Annotated in this window: 3 protein-coding genes; all 3 read left to right on the top strand. The window is 71.8% G+C overall.

All coding sequences use genetic code 11. The annotated features are described in order from the left end of the window. The first annotated feature begins 219 nt into the window (after positions 1-219). Positions 220-5490 carry a non-ribosomal peptide synthetase gene (locus K8640_RS28180; protein WP_223749892.1) on the top strand — a complete coding sequence of 1757 codons (5271 nt, stop codon included), beginning with the start codon at positions 220-222 and terminating at the stop codon, positions 5488-5490. Beyond that, positions 5483-16840, top strand: coding sequence for a non-ribosomal peptide synthetase/type I polyketide synthase (locus K8640_RS28175; protein WP_223749891.1), 11358 nt, complete (start codon positions 5483-5485; stop codon positions 16838-16840). The genes K8640_RS28180 and K8640_RS28175 overlap by 8 nt, the downstream gene beginning before the upstream one ends. Next, the coding region (locus K8640_RS28170) for a non-ribosomal peptide synthetase (protein WP_223749890.1) at positions 16837-25029 on the top strand (8193 nt) is incomplete at its 3' end. The genes K8640_RS28175 and K8640_RS28170, both read left to right, overlap by 4 nt.

Below are 25029 nucleotides of genomic sequence, written 5' to 3'. Positions count from 1 at the left end.
CCGAATCCATTAAAAGATAGGCGCATCCAGGGGACGCCAGTCGGTGCAGCCAAGACAACGCCCCCGGGTCGCTGGGACGCGTGTGTGCCGAGCTGAAACGGCTGGTGTCCTGCTGAAAAAATCCCCCCTCGGGACATCGACATGTATCTGCCGACTCGCGCTGCCCCCGCCTCCGCGTTCGTCCGTCCAGGTTCCGCCACGCTCGTGGATGTCTGTCGCATGCGAGCGTTCGATCAGCCCACGGACCCCATCTACACGTTCGTCGATGAGGAGGGGGAGCACACCGTCACCTACGCGCAGCTGGATGCGCAGGTGCGGGCCGTGGCGGCCCGGCTCCAACGGGAGCTGGCTCCGGGGGAGCGCGCGCTCCTCATGTATCCGCCGGGGCGTGAGTACGTGGTGGGGTTCCTCGCGTGCCTGTATGCGGGCGTGGTGGCGGTGCCCGCGTATCCGCCGGACGTGATGCGGCTGGGCCGCACGCTGCCGCGCTTGCAGGCGCTGGTGTCGGATTGCGGCGCGAAGCTGGCGCTCACCACGTCGGGCATCTCGGAGCTGGTGGGGCCGCTCACCGAGGGCCTGGACGACCTGCGCGCGCTGCGCTGGTTGTCGACGGACGCGGTGCGGCTGTCGGAGGCGGACGGCTGGCGCGCGCCGGCGCTGAGCGACGCGACGGTGGCCTTCCTCCAGTACACGTCCGGCTCCACGGGCACGCCGAAGGGCGTGGTGCTGGCGCATCGCCAGCTGATGCACAACAGCGAGCTCATCGCGCACGGCTTCGACGCGAGCCCGTACCCGCGAGTCGTCTCGTGGCTGCCGCCGTATCACGACATGGGGCTCATCGGCGGCATCCTCCAGCCGCTGTACCGGGACATGCATGTGTCGTTGATGTCGCCGATGTTCTTCCTCCAGCGGCCCATGCGCTGGCTGGAAATCATCTCCCGCCACGGTGGGACGGTGAGCGGCGGGCCCAACTTCGCGTTCGACCTCTGCGTGCGCAAGAGCACGCCCGAGGAGCGGGCCGCCCTGGACCTGAGCCGCTGGGAGGTGGCGTTCTGTGGCGCGGAGCCGGTGCGCGCGGAGACGATGGAGCGCTTCGTCCAGGCCTTCGCGCCCTCGGGCTTCCGGCGCGAGGCGCTCTATGCCTGCTATGGCCTGGCGGAGGGGACGCTCATCGTCACGGGGCGCAAGCGCGTCGCGGCCCGTCCCGTGGACCTGGTGGTGCGAGACTTCTCGCGCGAGGCGCTGGAGCGCGGGGAGGCGCGCCGCCCGGAGCCGGGCGCCGAGGGTGTGACGCTGGTGGGCAGCGGCGAGGTGCTGGGCACGCAGGTGCTGCGCGTGGTGGACCCGGTGACGGGGGAGCAGAAGGCCCCGGGGCAGGTGGGCGAGCTGTGGTTGCAGGGGTCGAGCGTGGCGGAGGGCTACTGGCAGCGCCCCGAGGAGACGGAGCGGACCTTCCACGCGCGCATCGCGGGCACGGGTGAAGGACCCTTCCTGCGCACCGGAGACCTGGGCGTCGTCGACGGTGGCGAGGTCTTCGTCACGGGGCGCCTGAAGGACGTGCTCATCCTGCGCGGCCGCAACCTCTACCCGCAGGACGTGGAGCTGACGGTGGAGCGCAGCCACCCGGGCCTGCGCCCGGGCTGTGGCGTCGCGTTCTCGGTGGACGTGAAGGGCGAGGAGCGGCTCGTCGTCGTCCAGGAGGTCTCCGGCAAGGCGGTGGAGGCCGGGGCCGTCGAGGAGGCGGTGGCGCGCATCCAGGCCTCGGTGGCGGAGGAGCATGGCGTGGCGGCGCTCGCGGTGGTGCTCATCGCCGCGGGCAGCCTGCCGAAGACCTCGAGCGGCAAGGTGCAGCGGCGCGTCACCCGGCAGACGTTCCTGGAGGACGGGCTGGAGGTGGTGCACGCCTGGCGGGAGGGGAGGGTGGATGCGCACGCGCCGGACGCCGGTCCGCGCGAGCCCGTGTCGACGACGCAGGATGGAGACGTGCTCGCGTGGCTCCGGGAGGAGCTGTCGCGCAGCCTCGGTGTCGCGCCGGGTGGGCTGGATGCCGACGAGCCGCTCACACGCTACGGCCTCGACTCGTTGCGCGGGCTGGATGTGATGCACGCCGTGCAGCAGGCGTGGAAGGTGTCGCTGCCGCCCACGTTGTTGCTGCAGGGGCCCAGCCTGCGCGAGGTGTCCGCGTGGGTGGAGCGCATGCGGGGCACGGCGGAGGCGTCGTCCGCGACCGCGGGTGCCGAGGACTCGACGCCCCACGTCTCGGACGGGCAGCGAGCGCTGTGGTTCCTCCAGCGACTCGCGCCCGGTGCCACCGCGTACCACATCACGAGGGCCGTGCGGCTCTCGCCGCGGGTGGACCTGGCCGTCCTGGAGCGTTCGTTCAACGCGCTCGTCGCCCGTCACCCGGTGCTCGCGTGCGCGTTCCCCGAGGAGAAGGGCGAGCCCGTGTGGCGCGCCGCGACGGCGCCGGTGTTGGAGCAGGAGTCCGCGCGAGGCTGGACGGAGCAGGTGCTCCACGAGCGACTGGTGTCGGAGTCACATCGGCCGTTCGACCTGGAGCGTGGGCCGCTGCTGCGGCTGCGTGTCTTCACGGACGTGGAAGGGGGGCCGGTGTTGTTGATGGTCCTCCACCACCTGGTCACCGACTTCTGGTCGCTGGAGGTGTTGGCCGAGGAGCTGGGCGTGCTCTACACGGCGGGGAGACGCGGGGTGCCCCCTCTGCTCCCCGCGCCTGCTCCCGCGGTGGGGCCCATCCTCCGGGCGGAGGAGGCCCGATACACGGGGGCCCGGGGCGAGGCGCTCCAGTCCTGGTGGCGTGAGCGGCTGAGCGGCGAGCTGCCCGTGTTGGAGCTGCCCACCTCGCGTCCCCGGCCCCGGCTCCAGTCGTTCCGTGGCGGGACGGTGTCCTTCCGTGTGGAGGCGGAGACGGCGTCGCGGCTCGTGTCATTGGGACAGGCGAAAGGCGCCACGCCATTCATGGTGCTGCTCGCGGGCTACCTCGCGTTCCTGCGTCGCTACACGGGACAGGAGGACCTGGTGGTGGGCACGCCCACGGCGGGCAGGTCGCGCGCGGACCTGGCGCGACAGGCGGGGTACTTCGTCAACCCGGTGCCCCTGCGCGCGCGGGTGGCACGCGGGGTGTCCTTCTCCGGCTTGCTCGCGGAGGTGCGAGGCACGGTGCTGGAGGCACTGGAGCACCAGGAGCTGCCCTTCGCGCGCCTCGTCGAGCGGCTCCAGCCGAGACGTGATGCGTCCCGTCCACCCGTCTTCCAGACGATGTTCGTGCTGCACTCGGGACGTCCGGGGCGCGAGGCGCTCGCGCCGTTCGCGCTCGGCGGCGCGGGGGCCCGCGTGAGGCTCGGCGAGCTGGAGTTGGAGTCGGTGCCGCTGCGCAACCAGGCCTCGGCCTTCGACCTCACGCTGTCGATGGCCGAGTCGTCTGGCGGCTTCGAGGCCAGCCTGGAGTACTGCTCGGACCTCTTCGACACCGAGCTCGCGGAGCGCATGGCCCGGCACCTTCGCGGGCTGTTGGACGCGGTGTCGCGAGCGCCTGAGACGCCGGTGCTGGACCTGCCGTTGCTCGATGAGGAGGAGCGACGCGCCACGCTCGCGCTGGGGCGGAGGCCCGCGGCGACCCGGCCCCCCGAACCGCGAGGGCTGCACGAGGCCTTCGAGGCCTGGGCGGTGAAGACGCCCGACGCCGTGGCGCTGGTCGCGGGCGCCACGAGCTGGACGTACCGCGAGGTCAACGAATGGGCGGACCGGATCGCGAGCAGGTTGCGTCATCAGGGTGTCGGGCCGGAGGGGCGCGTCGCGACGTTGTTCGAGCGTGGTGGACCCGAGGCGGTCATCGCGTTCCTCGCGGTGCTCAAGGCGGGCGGCGTGGTGATGCCGTGCGAGCCCTCGCATCCTCCCGAGCGCATCTCCTGGTTGTTGCAGGACTCGGGGGCACGTTGGCTGCTCTCGCAGGACCGACTCGCGCGGAGGCTCGAGGTCCCCGCGGGGGTGATGTCGCTGCGCTGGGAGGAGTACGGCGCTCGTGACGCGCAGGCCGAACCCTCCGCCGAGCGGACCCCCTCCGTGCCGACGCTGGAGGGCGCGGCGTACCTCATCTACACCTCCGGGAGCACGGGGCGTCCCAAGGGGGTGCTGGTGCCGCATCGTGGGGCCCTGCACCTCGCGGAGGCGATGGGCCAGCGCTTCAACCTGGGGCCTGGCGCGCGGGTGCTCCAGTTCGCCTCGCCGGTCTTCGACGCCTCCGTGTCGGAGTACCTCCAGGCGCTGATGACGGGCTCGACGCTGCACTTGCCGCCGTCGGGCGAGGTGCTCGCGGGAGAGGCCCTGCACCGCATCCTCCGTGAGCAACGCATCACCCACGCGACGCTGCCCCCGTCGGCCTGCGCGCTGTTGCCCGATACTCCGTTGTCCGATTTGCGGATGCTCATCTCCGCGGGAGAACCCTGTCCCGAGGACCTGGTGACGCGCTTCGCGCCGGGTCGGGAGATGGTCAATGCGTACGGCCCCACCGAGGCCACGGTGTGCTCCACCTGCGCCACGTGTCGGGCCGGGGAGGGGGCGCCGGACATCGGTCGGCCGCTGCCTCATGTCGACGCCTATGTCCTCGACGAAGCCCTGCGGCCCGTGCCCTCGGGCGTCGCGGGCGAGCTGTACGTGGGCGGTCCCCTGGTGGCTCGCGGCTACCTGGGGCGCCCGGAGCTGACGGCCGAGCGCTTCGTTCCGGACCCCTATGCCGACGAGCCGGGGGCGCGGCTGTATCGCACGGGAGACGTGGCGCGCTGGCGCGCCTCCGGTCACCTGGAGCTGCTCGGCCGCGTGGACGCGCAGGTGAAGCTGCGTGGGTTCCGCATCGAGCCGGGCGAAGTGGAGTCCGCCCTGCGTGAGCTCGCTGGCATGCGCCAGTCACACGTGCGCGTGTGGAGCCCGCCGTCGGGTGGTGAGCCTCGACTGGTGGCGTACGTGGTCCCTCCGGACGCGGGGATGCCGCCGCCGGGCGAGGTGCGCGCGAGCTTGAGGGCGCGCCTGCCGGAGTACCTGGTCCCCGCGGACTTCGTCGTCCTGGAGGCGCTGCCCGTGTTGTCCAGCGGCAAGGTGGACACGCGGGCCCTGCCACCGCCGACGCGCGCGACGCCGCAGGAGGGCGCGCCGCGCACGCCGCTGGAGGAGACGCTGGCCAAGGCCTGGGCGGAGACGCTCGGCTTCCCGGCGGTCAGCATCCACGCGCACTTCTTCGACGACCTGGGCGGCAGCTCGCTGTCGGCGGTGCGCGCGTGCGCCCGCCTGCGCGAGGCGCTCGGTCGTGATGTCCCCATCACCCACTTCTTCGAACACCCCACGGTCCAGGCCCTGGCTCGGAGGCTGTCCTCCGAGTCGGAGCCCGGGACGCAGGCCGTGAAGCACCAGGAGCGCGCGGAGGCCCGTCGTCAGGCCCTCCAGCGTCGCGGCGGAAGGAACAACCGAGATCATGGCTGACCAGGACCAGACGGGCGGTAGCGGCAACGACATCGCGATCATCGGCATGGCGGGCCGCTTCCCCGGCGCCGCGAACGTGCGGGACTTCTGGCGCAACCTCCTCGACGGCGTGGAGTCCATCTCCCTGCTGAAACCCGAGGAGCTGGAGGTCTCGCCGTTGGTGCCGGAGTCCCTGCGGCGTCACCCGGACTTCGTGCCGATGGCCAGCGTGCTGGAGGACGCGGACGCGTTCGACGCGGGCTTCTTCGATGTGCCTCCTCGCGAGGCGCTGTGGATGGATCCCCAGCAGCGCGTGTTCCTCGAGTGCGCCCACGCGGCCCTGGAGGACGCGGCCTATGACCCCGCGCGCTACACCGGGAAGATCTCCCTGTACGCGGGCGCGGGGCCGTCGCTGCACACGATGGGCATGTTGGGGCAGGGGCAGCTGGACCCGGCCTCGCTCTACGAGGTGATGGGCACCTCGGGCGAGAACCTGGCCACCAAGGCCTCGTTCAAGCTGCGGCTGCGCGGCGAGAGCCTCGCGGTCTACACGGCGTGCTCCACGGGCCTCGTGGCCGTCCACATGGCCTGCCAGAGCCTGCTCCTGCGCCAGTCCGACATCGCGCTCGCGGGCGCGGTGCGGGTCTCGCTTCCGCAGCGCACGGGCTACCTCTTCCAGGAGGGGATGATCCTCTCCCCGGACGGGCACTGCCGCGCGTTCGACGCGAAGGCCGCCGGCACGGTTCCGGGCAATGGCGCGGCGGCGGTGGTGCTCAAGCCGCTGGAAGACGCGCTCCGGGATGGGGACCACGTCTATGCCGTCATCCGAGGCTCCGCGCTGAACAACGACGGTGGCCTGAAGGTCGGCTACACGGCGCCCAGCGTCGAGGGCCAGGCGGATGCGATTGGCGAGGCGCTCGCCTACGCGGGGCTCACCGCGGACGACATCGGCTACGTCGAGGCGCACGGCACCGGCACGGCGCTGGGTGACCCCATCGAGGTGGCGGCGCTCACCCGCGCGTTCCGTCGCGACACGGACCGAAAGGGCTACTGTGGCCTGGGCTCGGTGAAGACGAACGTCGGTCACCTGGACACGGCGGCCGGGCTCGTGGGCCTCATCAAGACGGCCCTCGTGTTGTCGGAGGAGGAGCTGCCGCCCACGCTCCACTTCACGACGCCCAACCCCTCCATCGACTTCGCGAACAGCCCGTTCACCGTCGTCGCCGAGCGCAAGCCCTGGCCCCGGGGCGAGGTGCCTCGGCGCGCGGGCGTGAGCTCGTTCGGCATCGGCGGCACCAACGCGCACGCGGTGCTGGAGGAGGCGCCTCGACGCGAGCCCTCGGCCGCGAGCACCCGGCCCTCACAGGTCGTCACCCTGTCCGCCCGGAGCGAGCAGGCGCTCTCCGCGTCCCTGCGCGAGCTGGCGGACTGGTTGGAGACCGCGTCGCCGGACGTGTCCCTCGCGGACGTGGCCTTCACGCGCAACCGGGGGCGCGGCGCCTTCGAGCACCGGCTCTCGGTGACGGCGACGGACCGCGCGGAGCTCATCAAGAAGCTGCGCGGCAAGAACACCCCGCGGGTCCTGGAGGACGTGGCCGCGGCCCGCGAGCGTCGCGTGGCCTTCCTGTTGCCGGGGCAGGGCGCGCAGTCGCTCGGCATGGGGCGGGAGCTGTACGGCGCGGAGCCGCGCTTCCGCGAGACGGTGGATGCGTGCCTGACGCAGCTGGGACCCGTGCTCGAGAAGGAGCTGCGGGGCGTCCTGCTGCCAGTCGCGGGCGAGGAGGCCGCCGCGCGTGAGGCCTTGAAGGACCCCCGCCTGTCGCTGCCCGCGTTGTTCTGCGTGGAGTACGCGCTGGCGAAGCTCTGGGAGTCGTGGGGCGTCCAGGCGCACGCGCTGTTGGGACACAGCTTCGGTGAGTACACGGCGGCGTGCCTCGCGGGTGTCCTTCCGCTGGAGGACGCGCTGACGCTGGTGGTGACGCGCGGGACGCTGATGGCCCGCATGCCTCCGGGCAGCATGACGGCGGTGGGGTGCGCGGAGGAGGTCATCCGTCCGCTCATCACGGGGACGCTGTCCCTGGCGGCCGTGAACGCGGCGGAGCGCTGCGTCGTCTCGGGCCCGACGTCGGAGGTGGAGGCCCTGGAGCAGGAGTTGCTCGTGCGCGGCATCGCCGTGATGCGGCTGCCCGCGGGCCACGCGTTCCACTCCGTGGCCGTCGAGCCGCTGATGGACGAGCTGAAGAAGGTCGTGTCGGGCCTGCGGCTCTCGGCGCCTCGGGTGCCGTACGTGTCCAGCGTGACCGGCACGTGGATTCGTCCGGAGGAGGCGACGGACCCTGCCTACTGGGCCCGCCAGATGCGCGCGCCGGTGCGCTTCGCCGATGGCATGGAGACGCTGAAGCAGGACGGCGTGGCCGTGTTCCTCGAAGTGGGACCGGACCAGGCGCTCACCGCGCTGGCGAGACTGGCGCTCACGGGCCCCTCGGGACGCGTGGTGTCTTCGTTGCCGCGCTTGAACATGAAGGTGTCCGAGCACGGCGTGCTCATGGCGGCCGTGGGCGCGCTGTGGGAGTCCGGGCTGGCGCTGGACTGGAAGCAGTTCTACGCGCACGAGCGGCGACGCCGCGTGTCCCTGCCGACGTACCCCTTCCAGCGGCAGCGCTTCGCCCTGGAGGCGCCCAGGCTGCCCGTGGCCGCCGTCGCCACGCAGCCCGTCGCGCCCGTTCCCGTCGCCGAGCCCGTCCGTGTCGAGCCCCCTCGGGAGGACGTCGCGGTGCCAGGCGACAAGGCCGCGCCGCGCACCGAGGTGGAGCGAGGCGTGCTCGCCATCTGGCGCGAGCGGCTGGGCCGCGCCGACTTCGGCATCCACGACGACTTCCTGGAGCTGGGTGGCAACTCGCTGATGGCGGCGCAGATGCTCACGCGGCTGCGCGAGGCGTTCCCGGTCCAGCTCCCGCTGAGTGACTTGTTCGAGGCGCCCACCGTCGCGGGCGTGGCCGCGCGCATCCAGGCGCGGATGGGGACGCAGAGCGTCGCGGGGAAGGTGGGCGTGCTCCCTCCGCTCGTCCCCATTCCTCGCGATGGCGAGCTGCCGCTGTCGGTGGTGCAGGAGCGCGTCTGCGCGCTGGAGCAGGCGCTCCCCGGCAACCCCGCGCTGAACATGTCGGCGACGTTGCGACTGTCCGGGGTGCTCGACGTGGCGCTGTTGAAGAGCTCCCTGGAGGCCATCGCGCAGCGGCACGAGGCCCTGCGCACGACGTATCCCCTCATCGGTGGTCGCACCGTGCAGCGCGTCTCCGCCGAGCCTCGCGTCCCCCTCGTCGTGGACTCGTTGAAGGCGCTCTCCCCGGAGGCGCGCGAGACGCAGTGGCGTGAGCGGGTGTACGAGGAGATGGCCCGGCCGTTCGACCTGGCCCAGGGGCCGGTGGTGCGCGCCCTGTTGCTCGAGCTGGAGGAGCGCGAGTACGTCCTGGTCGTCTCGGTCCACCACGTGGTGTGTGACACGTGGTCCCTGGTGGTGATTGGCGGCGAGCTGGGGGCCTTCTACGGTGCCTTCCAGCGCGGTGAGCCCGCGCCGCTTCCCGCGCTGTCCATCCAGTACATCGACTACGCGGCCTGGCAGCAGAAGGCGCTGCTGTCGGGCGCGTTCGCGGAGCAGACGCAGGCGTGGCGCGAGCGACTGGTGGAGCTGCCCGGGCCGCTGGAGCTGCCCGTGGACCTGCCTCCCACCGACGGGCCCGCGCTGAGTGGTCGGCGCAGGAACGTCGGCTTCCCCGAGGCGCTGACGGGCGCGGTGCATGCGCTGGCGAAGCGTGAGGGCGTCACCTCGTTCATGGTGCTGCTCGCCTCGTGGAAGGTGTTGCTGGCCCGTTGGGCGGGGCGTGACGACATCGTGGTGGGGACACCCATCGGCAACCGGAGTCGCCCGGAGCTCGAGCCGCTCATCGGCTACGTGGCGCACGCGGTGCCGCTGCGCACGGACCTGTCGGGAGACCCGACGTTCCGTGAGCTCATCGGCCGGGTGCGGGACGTGGTGGTGGAGGCGTACTCCCAGCCGGACGTGCCCTACGAGCACCTCATCCGCGAGGTGGAGCCCACGCGAAACCCGGGACGCGAGCGCGTCTTCGACACGCTCTTCATCCTGCATCCCCGCTTCGATGCGAACCTGGAGCTGCCCGGGCTGCGAATGCGCATCGTCGAGGTGGAGGACGGGCCGGCGCAGTTCGGCAACGTGCTGTCGCCGCTGTCGGTGTCGATGGGCGAGGACGCGGGCGGCTTCACCGGCACGCTCGACTACGCGTCGGAGCGCTTCGCGCCGGAGACGATGGCGCGGCTCGTCGCGCACTGGACGTCGCTGCTGACGGCGGCGGTGGAGGACCCCGAGCAGCGGCTCTCCTCGCTCCCGCTGGAGCACGTGGCCCCGAAGCCCCTCGTGCCCGCGCGGGAGGAGCCGCGCACGCTCGCGGCGCTCTTGGATGCCCGGTCCTCGGAGGCGCTCGACCGCGTGGCCCTGTCGGTGGAAGGTGGCGCGGACGTCACGTGGCGGGAGCTGCGCTCGGAGGCGAAGCGACTGGCGTCGGAGCTGCGTGCGAAGGGCGTGAAGCCCGAGGTGCTGGTGGCCCTCTGCCTGGAGCCGTCGGTGGAGCGCGTGGTGGCGCTCTGGGCGGTGATGGAGGCGGGAGGCGCGTACGTGCTCCTCGGCGCGCCGCAGCTCAAGGAGCTGTCCGCGCTGGCGCCCGAGGGGAGCCTGCCGCCGGTGTTGCTGACGCACGAGCGGTTGCAGACGAGCGTCCCGTTGGACCCGGACCGCGTCATCCGGGTCCGGCTGTCCTCGCAGCTCGACATGCCGCGAGCCTTCAAGCTCTTCCCGGTGCTGCCGTCGCGGATGCCGCCGGAGACGATGGTCTGCCTGGAGACGCTCGTCGCGCCCTCGGGTGAGCGGCTGCGCGCCGTGCACACGGTGCGGACGGTGGACGCGCTGTTCCGACGTCTCGATGGGGACGGCGTGGCCGGGGAGGGGACATGGCTGGCCGCGGAGGAGACGGGCTCACCGGGGACGGGCCTGGAGTTGTTGTGGGCGCTGACGCGGGGCCTGCGCGTGGTGCTGCCATCGGAGCGGGCGCGCCTGGTGTTCTCCTCGGCGCGCTCCGCGGGAGAGCGGCCCGGTCCGGACTTCAGCCTGTCCTTCTTCGCGAACGACGAGGACTCGCTGGGGGGGCGCAAGTACCGGCTGCTGCTGGAGGGCGCGAAGTACGCGGACACGCACGGCTTCTCCGCGATGTGGACGCCGGAGCGGCACTTCCACTCCTTCGGCGGCCTGTACCCGAGACCCGCGGTGGTGGGCGCGGGCGTGGCCACGGTGACGGAGCGGCTGGGCATCCGCGCGGGCAGCGTGGTGTTGCCGCTGCATGACCCCGTCCTCGTCGCCGAGGAGTGGTCCGTCCTGGACAACCTGTCCAACGGCCGCGTGGGTGTGTCCTTCGCCTCGGGCTGGCACGCGAACGACTTCGTCTTCGCGCCGGACCGCTACGCGAAGCGCAAGGAGGTCATGTTCAAGGGCATCGAGGAGGTGCGCACGCTGTGGCGTGGCGGCTCGGTGCTCCGACGCAACGGCGCGGGGGACGAGGTGGAGGTGTTCCTGCGCCCGCGGCCGGTGCAGAAGGAGCTGCCCTTCTGGCTCACGGCGGCGGGGAGCCCGGACACGTTCCGCATGGCGGGCGAGCTGGGGGCCTACGTCCTCACGAACCTGATGGGGCAGAACCTGGAGGACCTGGCCTCGAAGGTCGCGCTCTACCGCGAGGCGTGGCGGCAGCATGGCCACCCGGGCCGGGGCCATGTGAGCCTCATGATGCATGCGTACCTGGGGACGGACGAGGCCGAGGTCCGTCGGCGCGTGCGCAAGCCGTTGCTCGATTACTTCCGCAGCTCGGTGGACATCCTCCAGGCCTTCGCGTCCAGCCTCGGTTTGAAGGGGGACCTGCGCACGCTGACGAACGCGGACGTGGATGCCCTGCTGGAGCACGGGCTCACGCGCTACGTGGAGGAGGGCGGCCTGTTCGGTACGCCGGACACGTGCGGGCCGGTGGTGGAGCGGGTGCGGAAGCTCGACGTGGACGAGCTCGCGTGCCTCGTGGACTTCGGCGTCGAGGTGGAGGCGACGCTCGAAGGACTCGTGCACCTGAACACGCTGCGGCGTCGGTATTCACCGAGGCCCTCCGCCGCGATTCCGGGCATGGCCATCCAGGAGGGGCCTGGGGCCGCGGCGTCGCTGCTGTCGCTGGTGCGGCAGACGCAGGCGACGCACCTGCATGTGACGGCGTCGCTGGCGCGAGCGCTGGCGGAGCTGCCGGACGCCTCCGAGGCCCTGAGCCCGGTCCGTCATGTCCTGGTCGAGGAGGCGAAGGAGGACGTCACCGCCGCGCTGGCGCACGTGCTCTCCGCCCAGGTGTCCCGGCGTGACCCGCTGCTCGGCGTGGGCGCCTGGATTCGCGCGGGCGCGATGGAGGACTCCGGCTGGGAGGTGGTCGATGCGCAGGGCCGCCCGGTGCCGGTGGGCGTCGTGGGTGAGCTGGCCGTCACGGGGGAGCGCGCGCCTCGGGGGCTCTGGAATGCACCCGCGACCTCCGCGCTGCGCGCGCTCTCCGGCGCCGTCACGGGCTTCTCCCTGGGACGCAGGGCGCGCCGTCGCCTGGATGGAACGGTGGAATTGTTGGCACCCGTCCGGGGGCCTTCACGTCGACCGAAGCCACCCCGCGTCGCCCCGCAGTCCTCGGCACCGACGAAGCGCGAGGGCCCTCCGCCCATCCCGCGCATCTCGCGCGAGCAGCCGTTGGCGCTCTCGTTCGCGCAGCAGCGCCTCTGGTACCTGGACCGGCTGGAGCCGGGGAACGTCGCGTACAACAACTCGGTGATGCTGTCGCTGAGCGGCCCGGTCGACGCGGCCGCGCTCCAGCGGGCCCTGGAGGAGGTCGTGCGGCGCCACGAGGCGCTCCGGACCACCTTCTCCATGTCCGACTCGGGCGCGGTGCAGCACATCACCGCGCCGGGCCCGCTGCCACTCCCGCTCTCCACCCTCGAGGAGGATGTGTCGGTGGAGGCCTGGGCCAGGGCCGAGGCGCGCAAGCCGTTCGACCTGGAGCAGGGACCGCTGTTCCGCACGTCGCTGCTGCGCGTCCACGAGCAGGAGCACGTGCTGCTCATCGTGATGCACCACATCGTCTCGGACGGCTGGTCCTCGGGCGTGTTGTTCCACGAGCTGGCCACGCTGTACGCGGCGAACATCGAGGGCCGGCAGGCCACGTTGCCCACGCTGCCGGTGCAGTACGCGGACTACGCGGCCTGGCAGCTCGAATGGATGCGGGGCCCCGAGCTCGCGGCCGAGCAGGCCTGGTGGCGTGACGTCCTCGCGGACGTGCCCGTGCTGCGACTGCCGACGGACCGTCCCCGTCCTCCCGTGCAGACGTACCCGGGGGCGCGTCACGCCATCCGCATCCCGCGCGCGCTCACCGAGTCCCTGACGTCCATGGGCCGACGTGAGGGCGCCACGCCGTTCATGGTGTTGATGGCCGCGTGGCAGACGCTGCTCCATGCGTACTCGGGGCAGGACGACTTCGCGGTGGGCACGCCGGTGGCGGGCCGCAACCGGCCGGAGGTGGAGCCGCTCATCGGCTGCTTCATCAACTCCATCGCCCTGCGCGCCGATCTGTCGGGGGACCCCACGCTGACGGAGGTCATCGGGCGGGTGCGCCGCGCGGCGCTCGGTGGCTTCGGGCACCAGGAGGTGCCGTTCGAGAAGCTGGTGGACGCGCTGCACGTGGCGCGCGACCTGAGCCACACGCCCATCTTCCAGACGATGCTGGTGCTGCACAACACGCCGCCCATCGAGCTGTCCATGGCGGGCCTGCGTCTGGGGAGCCAGGTGGTCCACACCGGCTTCACCAAGCTGGACCTCACGCTGGAGCTGGTGGAGTCCAAGGACGGCCTCTCCGGAGGCATCGAGTACAACACCGACCTCTTCGACGCCGAGACCATCCGTCGCCTCTCCGGTCATCTGGTGCGGCTGCTGGAGCAGCTGGCCGCGCGTCCCGAACAGCGGGTCTCCCAGCTCAGCCTCCTGTCCGAGGCGGAGCGTCATCAGCTCCTCGTGGAGTGGGGACCGACGCCCCTGCCGGAGCCCACGGCGGCGGAGACGGTGTCGTCGCGCTTCGCGGCGCGGGCCGCGAGTGTGCCGGACGCCGTGGCGGTGGAGGACGACTCGCGCCGCCTCACGTACCGGGAGGTGGAGTCGCTCTCCTCGCGACTGGCCTCGGCGGTGAGCGCGCTGGGGGCGGGGCAGGGCGCGGTGGTGGCGCTCGCGTTGGCCCAGCCCACGGACGTCGTGGCCGCGATGCTCGGCGTGCTGCGCGCCGGAGCGGCGGTGGTGGTGCTGGACCTGGAGCACCCGGCGGAGCGGCTCGCGCGCATCCTCGAGGACACGAAGGCCTCCGTGGTGGTGACGTCGGGCGCCTGGCGTGCGCGGGTGCCCGAGCGTGAGGGCCTGTCGGTGGTGACGGTGGAGTCGCTGCCGACGACTGTCGGAGCGCTGCCGGCGATGCCCGAGCCGCATCACGCGGCGTGCGTCGTCTACACGTCGGGCTCGACGGGACGTCCGCGCGGCGTGGTCATCGAGCATCGCCAGCTGGTGTCCGCCACGCGGGCCCGACAGGCGGTCTACGGGGCTCCGGGCGTCGTGTTGTCCCTGGCGCCGTTCACCTTCGATGCCTCCCTGGCGGGCCTGTTCTGGTCGCTCTTCGAGGGCGGAACGCTGCGCTATCCCGACGTGGAGGAGCGCGAGGACCCGAGGCGGCTGGCGGAGCTGGTGGCGAGGGCGCGCGTCACGCACCTCATCTCCGTGCCGGCGCTCTATGCGCAGGTGCTCGCGGCGGCGCCCGCGGGTGGACTGTCGGGCCTGCGCGCGGTGAGCGTGGGCGGTGAGGCGTGCGCGGTGGAGCTGGCGCAGGCGCACCATGAGGCCCTGCCCACGGTTCCGCTGTTCAATGAGTATGGTCCCACCGAGGCGACCATCTGGACCACGGTGCACCGTGTCCAGAAGGACGAGCAGGGCAGTGTGCCCATCGGCCGCGCGGTGCCGGGCGCGAGGGTGTACCTGCTCGACTCGCGGCGAGGGCTCGCGCTGCCCGGCGCACCGGGCGAGGTGTACGTCGGCGGCGGCGGTGTCGCGCGAGGCTACCTCGGTCAGCCCGAGCTCACCGCCGAGCGCTTCGGCGTGGACCCGTTCGACGCGCGTCCCGGAGCGCGCATGTACCGCACCGGCGACGTGGCGCGCTGGCGTCGGGACGGGACGCTGGAGTTCCTGGGGCGCGCGGACTCGCAGGTGAAGGTGCGTGGCTTCCGCATCGAGCCCGGTGAGGTCGAAGCGGCGCTGCTCGCGAATCCGGAGGTCCGCGAGGCCTCGGTGGTCGCGCGAGCGGACGGTGGGCCCAAGCGACTGGTGGCCTACGTGGTGGCCTCGGCCGTCGAGCCGGGGGAGGCCGTGTCCTCGGGCGCGCTGAAGTCCTGGCTGCTCTCGCGGCTGCCGCCCTACATGGTGCCGTCGACGTACGTGACGCTCGCGTCGCTGCCTCGGACGCGGCACGGCAAGGTGGACACGCGCGCGCTGCCCGTGCCCGAGTCCCAGGTGACGAAGTCGACGAGCGCGTCGAGCACGGGGCCGCGCACCGAGGTGGAGGAGCGGCTCGCGGCGCTGTGGAAGGAGGTGCTCAACGTGGACCGCGTCGGCATCCACGATGACTTCTTCGAGCTGGGAGGCGACTCCATCCTCGGCTTGCAGATCGTCACGCGGGCGCGCGCCGCCGGACTGGAGCTGTCACCGAAGCAGCTCTTCCAGAACCCCACGGTGGCCAGGCTCGCCGCGGTGGCGGGGACGCGGCTCACGGTGCAGGCCGAGCAGGGGCCCGTGGTGGGCCCCGTGGCCCTCACGCCCATCCAGCGCTGGTTCTTCGAGCTGGAGCTGGAGGACCCCGACCACTGGAACATGTCGCTGATGTTCCAGTCCCGCACGCCGTTGGACGCGGCGCTGCTGGAGCGCGCCCTGGCGCACGTGGTGGAGCACCACGACTCGCTCCGCCTGCGCTACGCCAGGACGGCGGACGGCTGGCATCAGACGTCCGAGGCTCCCGGGGCGCCCATCCCGCTGGAGCGCGTGGACCTGTCCGACGTGCCGCGCGAGGCCCTGGCGAGCACGCTGGAGCAGCGAGCGATGGCGCTGCAGCAGTCGCTGTCGTTGGACGGCGCCATGATTCGGGCCGCGCTGCTGGAGCCCGGGGATGGCGAGCCCGTGCGACTGGTGCTGGCGGTCCACCACCTCGCGGTGGACGCGGTGTCGTGGCGCATCCTGGTGGAGGACCTGTCCACCGCGTATGCGCGACTCGCCGAGGGCGCGCCGGTGCGGTTGCCGCCGAAGACGACCTCGTACCAGGCCTGGGCGCGGGGACTGGAGACGCTGGCGGGCTCGGAGAAGCTGGGCGCCGAGCGCACGTGGTGGCGCGAGCGTCCGTGGTCCGAGGTGCCGCGGCTGCCGCGGGACTTCCAGGAGGGCGGCAACACCGAGTCCACGGCGCGCACGGTGCAGGTGGCGCTGGATTCGGAGCAGACGAAGGCGCTGCTGCACGACGTGCCGAAGGCCTGGCACACGCAGCCCCAGGACCCGTTGCTGACGGCCCTGGCGCAGGCGCTGTCCGCGTGGACGGAGCGGGGCATCGCGCTGGTCGACGTGGAGGGCCATGGTCGCGAGGAGGTGCTCCCGGGAGTGGACGTGTCGCGCACGGTGGGCTGGTTCACGCGCGTCTTCCCGGCGCTGCTGGACGTGCGTGAGGCACGAGGGCCCGGTGAGGCGCTGCGCGGCGTGAAGGAGTCGCTGCGCGCGGTGCCGACGCAGGGCATGGGCTGGGGCCTCCTTCGCTACGTGGCGCGGGACGCCGCGCTGGCGGAGTTGCCCCGGGCGGAGGTCGGCTTCAATCACCTGGGACAGGTGGACGGCCTGGTCGGAGCGGAGGGGCCCTTCACGCTCGCGCCGGAGAGCGAGGGCTTGCGGCAGCGCGCGGCGAGCTCGCGTCGGCCGTACCTGTTGGATGTGACGAGCGTGGTGCGAGAGGGCCGGCTGGAGGTGACGTGGACCTTCAGTGAGGCGGTGCACCGTCGTGAGACGGTGGTGCGAGTGGCGGAGGACTTCGTGGCGCGGCTGCTGGCCTTGATCCAGGCCTCGAGCGCTCCGGACGCGGGCGGGCATTCTCCGTCCGACTTCCCCCTCGCGAAGGTGAAGCAGTCGCAACTCGACAAGCTGGCGGCCCGGTTCGGAAAGAAGACGCGATGAGCGACAACATCGAGGACCTGTACCCGCTGTCGCCCCTCCAGGGCGGCATGCTCTTCCACGCCATCTCCGAGCCCGGCAAGGGCCTCTACTTCAACCAGCTCGTCTGTGAGCTGCGAGGCGCGCTGGACGTGGAGGCCTTCGCCGCCGCGTGGCGTGGCGTGGTGGCGGCGCATCCCGTGTTGCGCACCGCGCTCGTCTGGGACGACGTGGACGAGCCGGTCCAGGTCGTGCTGCGCGAGGTGGACCTGCCCCTGCGCGAGGAGGACTGGCGGGACCTGTCCCCGGAGGGCTTCGAGGCGCGGCTGGAGACCTTCCTGGCGAAGGACCGTCAGGAGGGCTTCGATTTGTCGCAGGCGCCGCTGATCCGCCTGACGCTCCTGCGCGCCGCGGACCGGGTGTATCGCTTCGTCTTCAGCCACTCGCACCTGGTGCTGGATGGCTGGTCCGTGCCGTTGGTGGTGAAGGACTTCTTCACGCTGTACGAGGGGACGGTCGCGGGCCGGGCTCCGAGGCTCGCGCCTCCGCGTCCCTTCGGTGACTACCTGGGGTGGCTGGCCGAGCATGACCTGAAGACCTCGGAGGACTTCTGGCGCCGGGAGCTGGCGGGGTTCCACGAGCCCACTCCGACGGGCGCGGGCGTTGGCGAAGGCGAGGGCCGGGCCACGCTCATCGGCCACCTGTCCGAGCAGACCACGGCCGCGCTCAACGCCTTCACGCGTCGCCACGGCGTCACCCTGAGCACCGTGGTGCAGGCCGCATGGGCCCTGGTGCTCGGGCGCCTGTCGGGCTCTGAGGACGTCGTGTTCGGCACCACCGTCTCCGGTCGTCCTCCGGACCTGGCGGGCGTGGAGGAGATGGTCGGCCTGTTCATCAACACCCAGCCGGTGCGCGTGCGCTGGTCGGGGGACCTCACGTGGGCCACCTGGCTCCGCCGCATCCAGGAGCAGCAGGTGGACGCGCGCCAGCACGAGCACGCGCCCCTGGTGAAGGTGCAGCGCTGGAGCGAAGTCCCCGCGGGGACGGCGCTGTTCGACACGCTGGTCGTCTTCGAGAACTACCCCCTGGACTCCGCGCTCACGTCGGCCTCGCGAGCACTGGAGGTCCACCGCGTCCAGTCGAAGGAGGAGGACCACTTCGGCCTCACGCTGACGTCGTCCCCGGAGGCGCGGCTCCCGCTGCACTTCCGCTACGACCGGAGCCGCTTCACGCGGGAGTTCGCGCAGGCGCAGCTGGACCGCATGGTCCTCGTGATGGAGACCCTCGCGACGCGGCCGGAGAGTCGCCTGGGCGAGCTGTCCCTGGTGTCCGCCGCGGAGCGGGAGCTGCTCCTGGTGCGCTGGAACGACACGGACCGGGAGCTTCCGTGGGAAGGCGCGCTGCACGAGCGCTTCGAGGAGCAGGCCGCGCGCACGCCCGAGGCCCTGGCCGTCCTCGACGACGAGACGTCGCTCACGTTCAGGCAGCTGGACCGTCGGGCCAACAGGCTCGCCCATTGGCTGCGTGCTCGCGGCGTCGGGCCCGAGTCCCGCGTCGCGCTCTGCCTGGAGCGCGGCGTCGACATGGTGGTGGCCCTCTTCGGCGTCCTCAAGTCGGGAGGTGCGTACGTCCCCCTGGACCCGGCCCATCCACCGGAGCGACTGGGCTTCGTGGTCCAGGACGCGGGCGCCACGTTCGTCCTCTCGCAGCGCTCGCTGGCCGAGCGACCTCGGAGCCAGGGCACCGAGGTCATCTGCCTGGATGACCCGGGCATGGTGGAGGCGCTCGCCGCGGAGCCGGACACCGCGCCGCCGCGGGTCTCGCTCCCGGCGCACCTGGCCTACATCATCTACACGTCGGGCAGCACGGGCCAGCCGAAGGGCGTGATGATTCAGCACGCGTCGGTGATGAACCTGCGCGCGGCGCTCGCGTCCAAGGTCTTCGCCGGACTGAGCGGCCCGCTGCGCTTCAGCCTCAACTCGCCGCTGGCGTTCGACATGTCCGTCCAGCAGCTCGTCCACATCTCGGATGGCCATGCCTTGTGCGTGGTGTCGCAGACCGTCCGCCAGGACGCGGCCCTCCTGGTGGAGTGGGTGGAGCGACACCGCGTCGACGTGTTCGACGGCACGCCGTCCCATCTGCGCGTGCTGCTCGATGAGGGGCTGGGAGCGCATCGCCCGCTGCGCATCCTCTTCGGAGGCGAGGCGACGGACGAGACGCTCTGGGCTCGCATCGCCGCGCACCCGCACATCACCGCCGTCAACGTCTACGGGCCCACCGAGTGCACGGTGGAGGCGACGGTGCGCTTCGTGCGCGGCACGTCGGGACCCTCGCTCGGCCCACCGCTGGCGAACGTGCGGGCGTATGTCCTGGACGCGAACCTCCAGCTCGCCCCCGTGGGTGTCGCCGGCGAGCTGTTCATCGCGGGCGAGGGCGTGGGGCGTGGCTATCTGGGCCGCCCCGCGCTGACCGCGGAGCGCTTCCTCCCCAATCCCTTCAGCACCGTCCCGGGCGACCGCATGTACCGCACGGGAGACAAGGTGCACTGGCTCCCGAATGGCGAGCTCCGGTTCCTCGGGCGCATCGACTTCCAGGTGAAGCTGCGTGGCTTCCGCATCGAACTGGGGGAGATCGAAGCCACGCTCTGCCGACACCCCGAGGTTCGCGACGCCCTGGTCCTCCTGCGCGAGGACGCGGGGGCGGCGCCGAGGCTCGTGGCGTACGTGGTGTCCTCCGGCGAGCGGGGACGCGAGCCCGCCGTGCTGCGCGAGTTCCTGCTGGAGCAGTTGCCCGAGTACATGGTGCCCGCGGCCTTCGTCGCGATGGATGAGCTCCCCAGGACGAGCAGCGGCAAGGTGGATCGCCGCAACCTGCCGGCGCCCGAGATATCGGTGGTGGAGCGCACCGACGAGGTCGCGCCGCGCGACGCGAAGGAGGAGACGCTCGCCGCCATCTGGGCCCAGGTGCTCGGACGCCCCCGGGTGAGCGTGCACGATGACTTCTTCGAGCTGGGAGGAGACTCCATCCTCGGCATCCAGGTCATCTCCCGTGCCGCGCAGGCGGGGTTGCACCTGCGCGCGAAGCAGCTCTTCGAGAATCCGACCGTGGCGCGGCTCGCGGCGGTGGTCTCCGAGGCGCCCCGGGAGGTCATCGCCCAGGGCCCCGTGACGGGACCGGTGGCGCTGACGCCCATCCAGCACGGGTTCTTCGAGCACGAGCGGTCGGGAGTGCACCACTTCAATCAGGCCCTGCGCCTCACGCTGCGCGAGCGGATGGTGCCGGAGCACCTGGGCCGCGCCCTCCAGCTCGTGCGCGAGCACCACGATGCCCTGCGGCTGCGCTTCACGAAGGACGCGGAGGGACGCTGGCAGCAGGAGCTGTTGGGCCTGGACGGCGTCCTGCCCCTGGAGACGGTGGACCTCAGCAAGTCCCAGGCGCGCGAGGCCGAGTTGGTGGCCCACGCCGCGCGGGTCCAGGCGAGCCTGACGCTCTCCACGGGAGAGGTCGCGCGAGCGGTGCTGTTCGAGTCGGGACCGGACGTGCCGCAGGAGTTGTTGATCGCCATCCATCACCTCGCGGTGGATGCCGTCTCCTGGCGCGTGTTGGTGGAGGACCTGCTGTCGAGCTACCAGCGGCTCCGCGCGGACGAGCCCGTGAAGCTCCCCGCGAAGACGGTGTCCTATCAGTCCTGGGCGTCACGTCTGGTGGAGCACGCGCGGACCCCCGCCGCACAGGAGGAGGCGACCTTCTGGCTCGGGCTGCCGTGGGAGCGGGTGGGCGCGTTGCCGCGTGAGGTGGAGGGCGGCCCCTCGAACACGGAGGGCGCGTCGAAGGTGGTGGAGGTGGCGCTGGAGCCCGCGGAGACGCAGTTGCTCCTCCAGGACGTGGCGAAGGCGTTGCGCGCGAAGCCGGACGAGCTGCTGCTGGCGGCGCTCGCCCACGTGCTGCGTCGGTGGACGGGGGCGTCGTGCGTGCGGGTGGACATGGAGGGCCACGGGCGCGAGAACGTCTTCGGCGAGGTGGACCTCTCGCGCACGGTGGGGTGGTTCACCAGCATGTTCCCGGTGTTGGTGGAGGCGACGGGGGAGGGGCCCGGAGCGTGGGTGCGCGCCGCGAAGGAGGCGATGCGGCGCATCCCGTCCAAGGGCGTGGGCTTCGGCGTGCTGCGCTACCTGTCACCGGACCCGGCGCTGCGTGAGCGCCTGCGTGCGCTGCCCGCGCCGGAGGTGGGGTTCAACTACCTGGGACAGTTCGACAACGTGCTGCCGGCCACGGCGCCGCTGCGGATGTCCGAAGGCTCGGTGGGGCCCACGCGTGCGCCCGAGGGCATGCGCGAGCACCTGCTCGACGTGGACTGCATCGTCAGCGGCGGCCGGATGCGGCTGATGTTCACCCACGGCCCGGGGATTCATCGGACCGGGACGGTGGAGACGCTGGCTCGCGGGTTGAGCTCGGCGCTGCGTGAGCTCATCGCGCATGCGACGTCGGAGGATCCGCGCGGACTGTCACCTTCGGACTTCCCCTTGGCGAAGCTGGGCCAGGGCGCGCTGGAGGGGCTCGCGGACCGGATGGCCTCGAAGGGCCTGCGCCTGCGCGACGTGGAGGACCTGTATCCGCTGTCTCCGTTGCAGCAGGGCATCCTGTTCCACATCCTCCAGGACGAAGCGTCCCGGCCCTACTTCAACCAGATGGCGTTCGAGCTGGAGGGCGCGCTCGACGTGAAGGCGCTGACCGAGGCGTGGCGACAGGCGGCACGTCGCTTCTCCATCCTCCGGACGGCGTTCTACTGGGACGGGCTGGACGCGCCGCTGCAAGCGGTGATGCGTGACGTGGAGCCCCCGGTCCAGGTCGAGGACTGGCGCGCGGTGCCTCGGGGCGAGGTGGAGGCGCGGGTGTCGGCGTTCCTGGAGGAGGACCGTCGCCGCGGCGTGGAGCTCTCCGTCGCGCCGCTGTTCCGGCTGGGGCTGCTGCGGACGGACGAGCGGGTCTGGCGCGTGGTGTTCAGCTTTTCGCACCTCTTGCTGGATGGCTGGTCCACGCAGCTGGTGACGCAAGATGTGTTCACCCGGTACGAGGCGCTTCGGCGCGGTGTGACGCCGCCGCGAGGAGAGGTCCGGCCGTATCGAGACTTCATCGCCTGGCTGGAGCGACAGGACCCGCGCGCCGCGAAGGAGTTCTGGAGCAAGGCGCTCGTGGGGTACTCGGAGCCCACGCGCGTGGACGTCGCGGCGGCGGCGCGGGGCCCGTCGGGTCGAGGCGGACAGGAGCTGCGGCTCGGAGCGGAGGAGACCGCGGCCCTCGTGGCCTTCGCGAGGCAGCAGGGCATCACCCAGAGCACCCTGGTCCAGGGCGCGTGGGCCGTGGTGCTGGGGCGCTACAGCGGTCGGGATGACGTGGTCTTCGGCGCCACCGTCGCCGGACGTCCCGCGGAGCTGACGGACTTCGAGAGCATGGTGGGCTTGTTCATCAACTCCATCCCCGTGCGCGTGCGGATGCCCTCCGAGGCGAGGGTGGGCACGTGGCTGCGGGAGCTCCAGGGATGGATGCAGGAGGCCCGCCAGTACGAGTCGACGCCGCTGGTCGACGTGCGTCGCTGGAGCGAGGTGCCCTCGGGCGAGCCGTTGTTCGAGACGCTGTTCACCTATGAGAACTATCCGATGGAGGCAGGGCTCTCCACGCCGTCGGAGGACCTCGTGGTGCGCAACCCCATGGCGGTGGAGGCGGACCACCACCCCATCTCCCTGGTGGTCATGCCGGGGAACGAGTGGGTGCTCAAGCTGAACCATGACGCCGCGCGCTTCGACGCGCTCGCGGTGCGGCGGATGCTCGAGCAGGTGCGCCACCTGTTGTCCGAGCTGCGCGGCAAGGTCGAACAGCCCTTGTCGACGCTCGACCTGATGGGCGCGGACGAGCGGCGGCGGCTGCTGGAGGAGTGGAGCGGGCGGAGCGGGATCTCGTCACCCGGCCAGACGCTGCACGAGCGCTTCGAGGCGCAGGTCGCGCGCACGCCCGAGGCGTTGGCGGTCCTGGATGACGAGACGTCGCTCACGTTCAGCCAGCTCGACCATCGGGCGAACAGGCTCGCCCGGTGGCTGCGCGCTCGCGGCGTCGGGCCCGAGTCCCGCGTGGCCCTCTGCCTGGAGCGCGGCGTCGACATGGTCGTCGCCGTGCTGGGTGTCCTCAAGTCGGGCGGTGCCTACGTCCCCCTGGACCCGGCGCATCCTCGCGAGCGACTGGCCTTCGTGCTCCAGGACGCGCGCGCCGCGTTCGTCCTCACGCAGCGTGCCCTGGCCGAGCGAGTGGAGGCACAGGGCGTCGAGGTCATCCCTCTGGATGATCCAGGCATGGTGGAGGCGCTCGCCTCGGAGTCGGAAGGCGCGCCGCCGCGTGTCTCGCTTCCGGAGCACCTGGCCTACGTCATCTACACGTCGGGGAGCACGGGCCAACCGAAGGGCGTGATGATTCAGCACGCGTCGGTGATGAACCTGCGCGCGGCGCTCGCGTCCACGGCCCTCGTGGGTTTGAACGGTCCGCTGCGCTTCAGTGTCAGCGCGCCGCTGGCCTTCGACGCGTCCGTCCAGCAGCTCGTTCAAATCTCGGATGGACACACCTTGTGCGTGGTGCCGCAGGCCGCTCGCCAGGATGCGGCCCTGTTGGTGGCGTGGGTCGAGCGACACGGCGTCGACGTGCTCGACTGTGCGCCGTCCCACCTGCGTCTGCTGCTCGGTGAGGGGCTGGCGTCACGTCGCGAGCTGCGAGTCCTCGTGGGCGGCGAAGCGGTGGACGAGGCGCTCTGGGAGCAGCTCTCCCTCCACCCGCGCATCACCGCGTTCAACGTCTATGGGCCCACCGAGTGCACGGTGGACTCCACGGTGCGTGCCGTGCGTGGAGCAGCGCGGCCTTCGCTTGGAGCCCCGCTGGCGAATGTCCGGGCGTACGTCCTGGACGCGAACCTCCAACCTGTCGCCGTGGGTGTGCCCGGGGAGCTGTTCCTGGCAGGCGAGGGTGTGGGGCGTGGCTATCTGGAACGTCCAGCGCTGACAGCGGAGCGGTTCGTTCCCAATCCCTTCAGCACCGTCCCGGGTGCGCGCATGTACCGCACGGGAGACAAGGCGCGCTGGCTCCCCGACGGTGAGCTCGCGTTCCTCGGCCGCCTCGACTTCCAGGTGAAGCTGCGTGGCTTCCGCATCGAGCTGGGGGAAATCGAGTCCGTGCTGCGCGCGCATCCCTCGGTGGGGGATGCGGTGGCGGTGGTGCGTGACGAGGGCTCCGCGGGCGCGAAGCTGGTGGCGTACGTGGTGCCCTCGCGTGAGCATCCCGAGCGGCCCGACCCTACGGAGCTTCGTGCGCATCTGGTGGGCCGGCTGCCTGAGTACATGGTTCCCTCCGCGCTGACGGTGTTGGAGTCATTGCCACTGACTCCGAGTGGCAAGGTGAATCGCAAGGCGCTGCCCGCGGTGGAGCTGGGGGCGACGGCGGGAGTCGGCTTCGTCGCGCCGGGGACCGCGACGGAGCAGTTGCTGGCGGGGATCTTCGCGGAGGTGCTGGGGCTCGACAGGGTGGGGATTCACAGCCACTTCTTCGAGCTGGGCGGACACTCGCTGCTGGCGACGCGAGCCATCTCGCGGATTCGGAGCGCGTTCAACCTGGAGGTCCCGCTGCGGGAGCTGTTCGTCTCGCCCACCGTGGCGTCGCTCGCGGTGCGCGTGGACCGGTTGATTCGAGCGGGGGCGTCGTTGGCGGTGCCGCCGTTGAAGCCTCGCGAGGACAAGGGGCAGCCGGCGCGGCTCTCCTTCGCGCAGCAGCGACTGTGGTTCCTGGACCAACTGGAGCCCGGCAGCGCTTCGTACAACATGCCGGGTGCCGTGCGGATGCGTGGTCCGCTGGACACCGAGGCCTTGGCGAGGACGTTCCAGGATCTCGTCCGCCGTCATGAGGCCCTGCGCACCACGTTCCGGAGTGAGAACGGCGTGGCCGTGCAGAGTGTTTTGTCCGAAGTCGAGGTGCCCCTGCGCGTGGTCCAGTTGGAGGGACTCCCGGAGGCCGCGCGTGAGGCGGAGGCGCGTCGTCATGTGGAGCAGGAGGTGTTGCTCCCGTTCGATCTGTCGCGAGGGCCGCTGCTGAGGGTGACGTTGCTGAGGCTCTCCGAGGAGGAGCACGTGTTGGTGGTGGTGCTGCACCACATCGTGTCGGACGGCTGGTCGACGGGGCTG

It is taken from the genome of Myxococcus sp. XM-1-1-1 (assembly GCF_020037095.1).
In the GTDB taxonomy this organism is placed as follows: Bacteria; Myxococcota; Myxococcia; order Myxococcales; family Myxococcaceae; genus Myxococcus; species Myxococcus fulvus.
Note: the sequence above shows the minus strand (reverse complement) of the source record. Positions and strands in the feature narration are given on the sequence as shown.

Excerpts from the sequence above, each read along its gene's own strand:
- K8640_RS28175 (WP_223749891.1), top strand. The coding sequence starts at position 5,483 with ATGGCTGACCAGGACCAGACGGGCGGTAGCGGCAACGACATCGCGATC.
- K8640_RS28180 (WP_223749892.1), top strand. The coding sequence starts at position 220 with ATGCGAGCGTTCGATCAGCCCACGGACCCCATCTACACGTTCGTCGAT.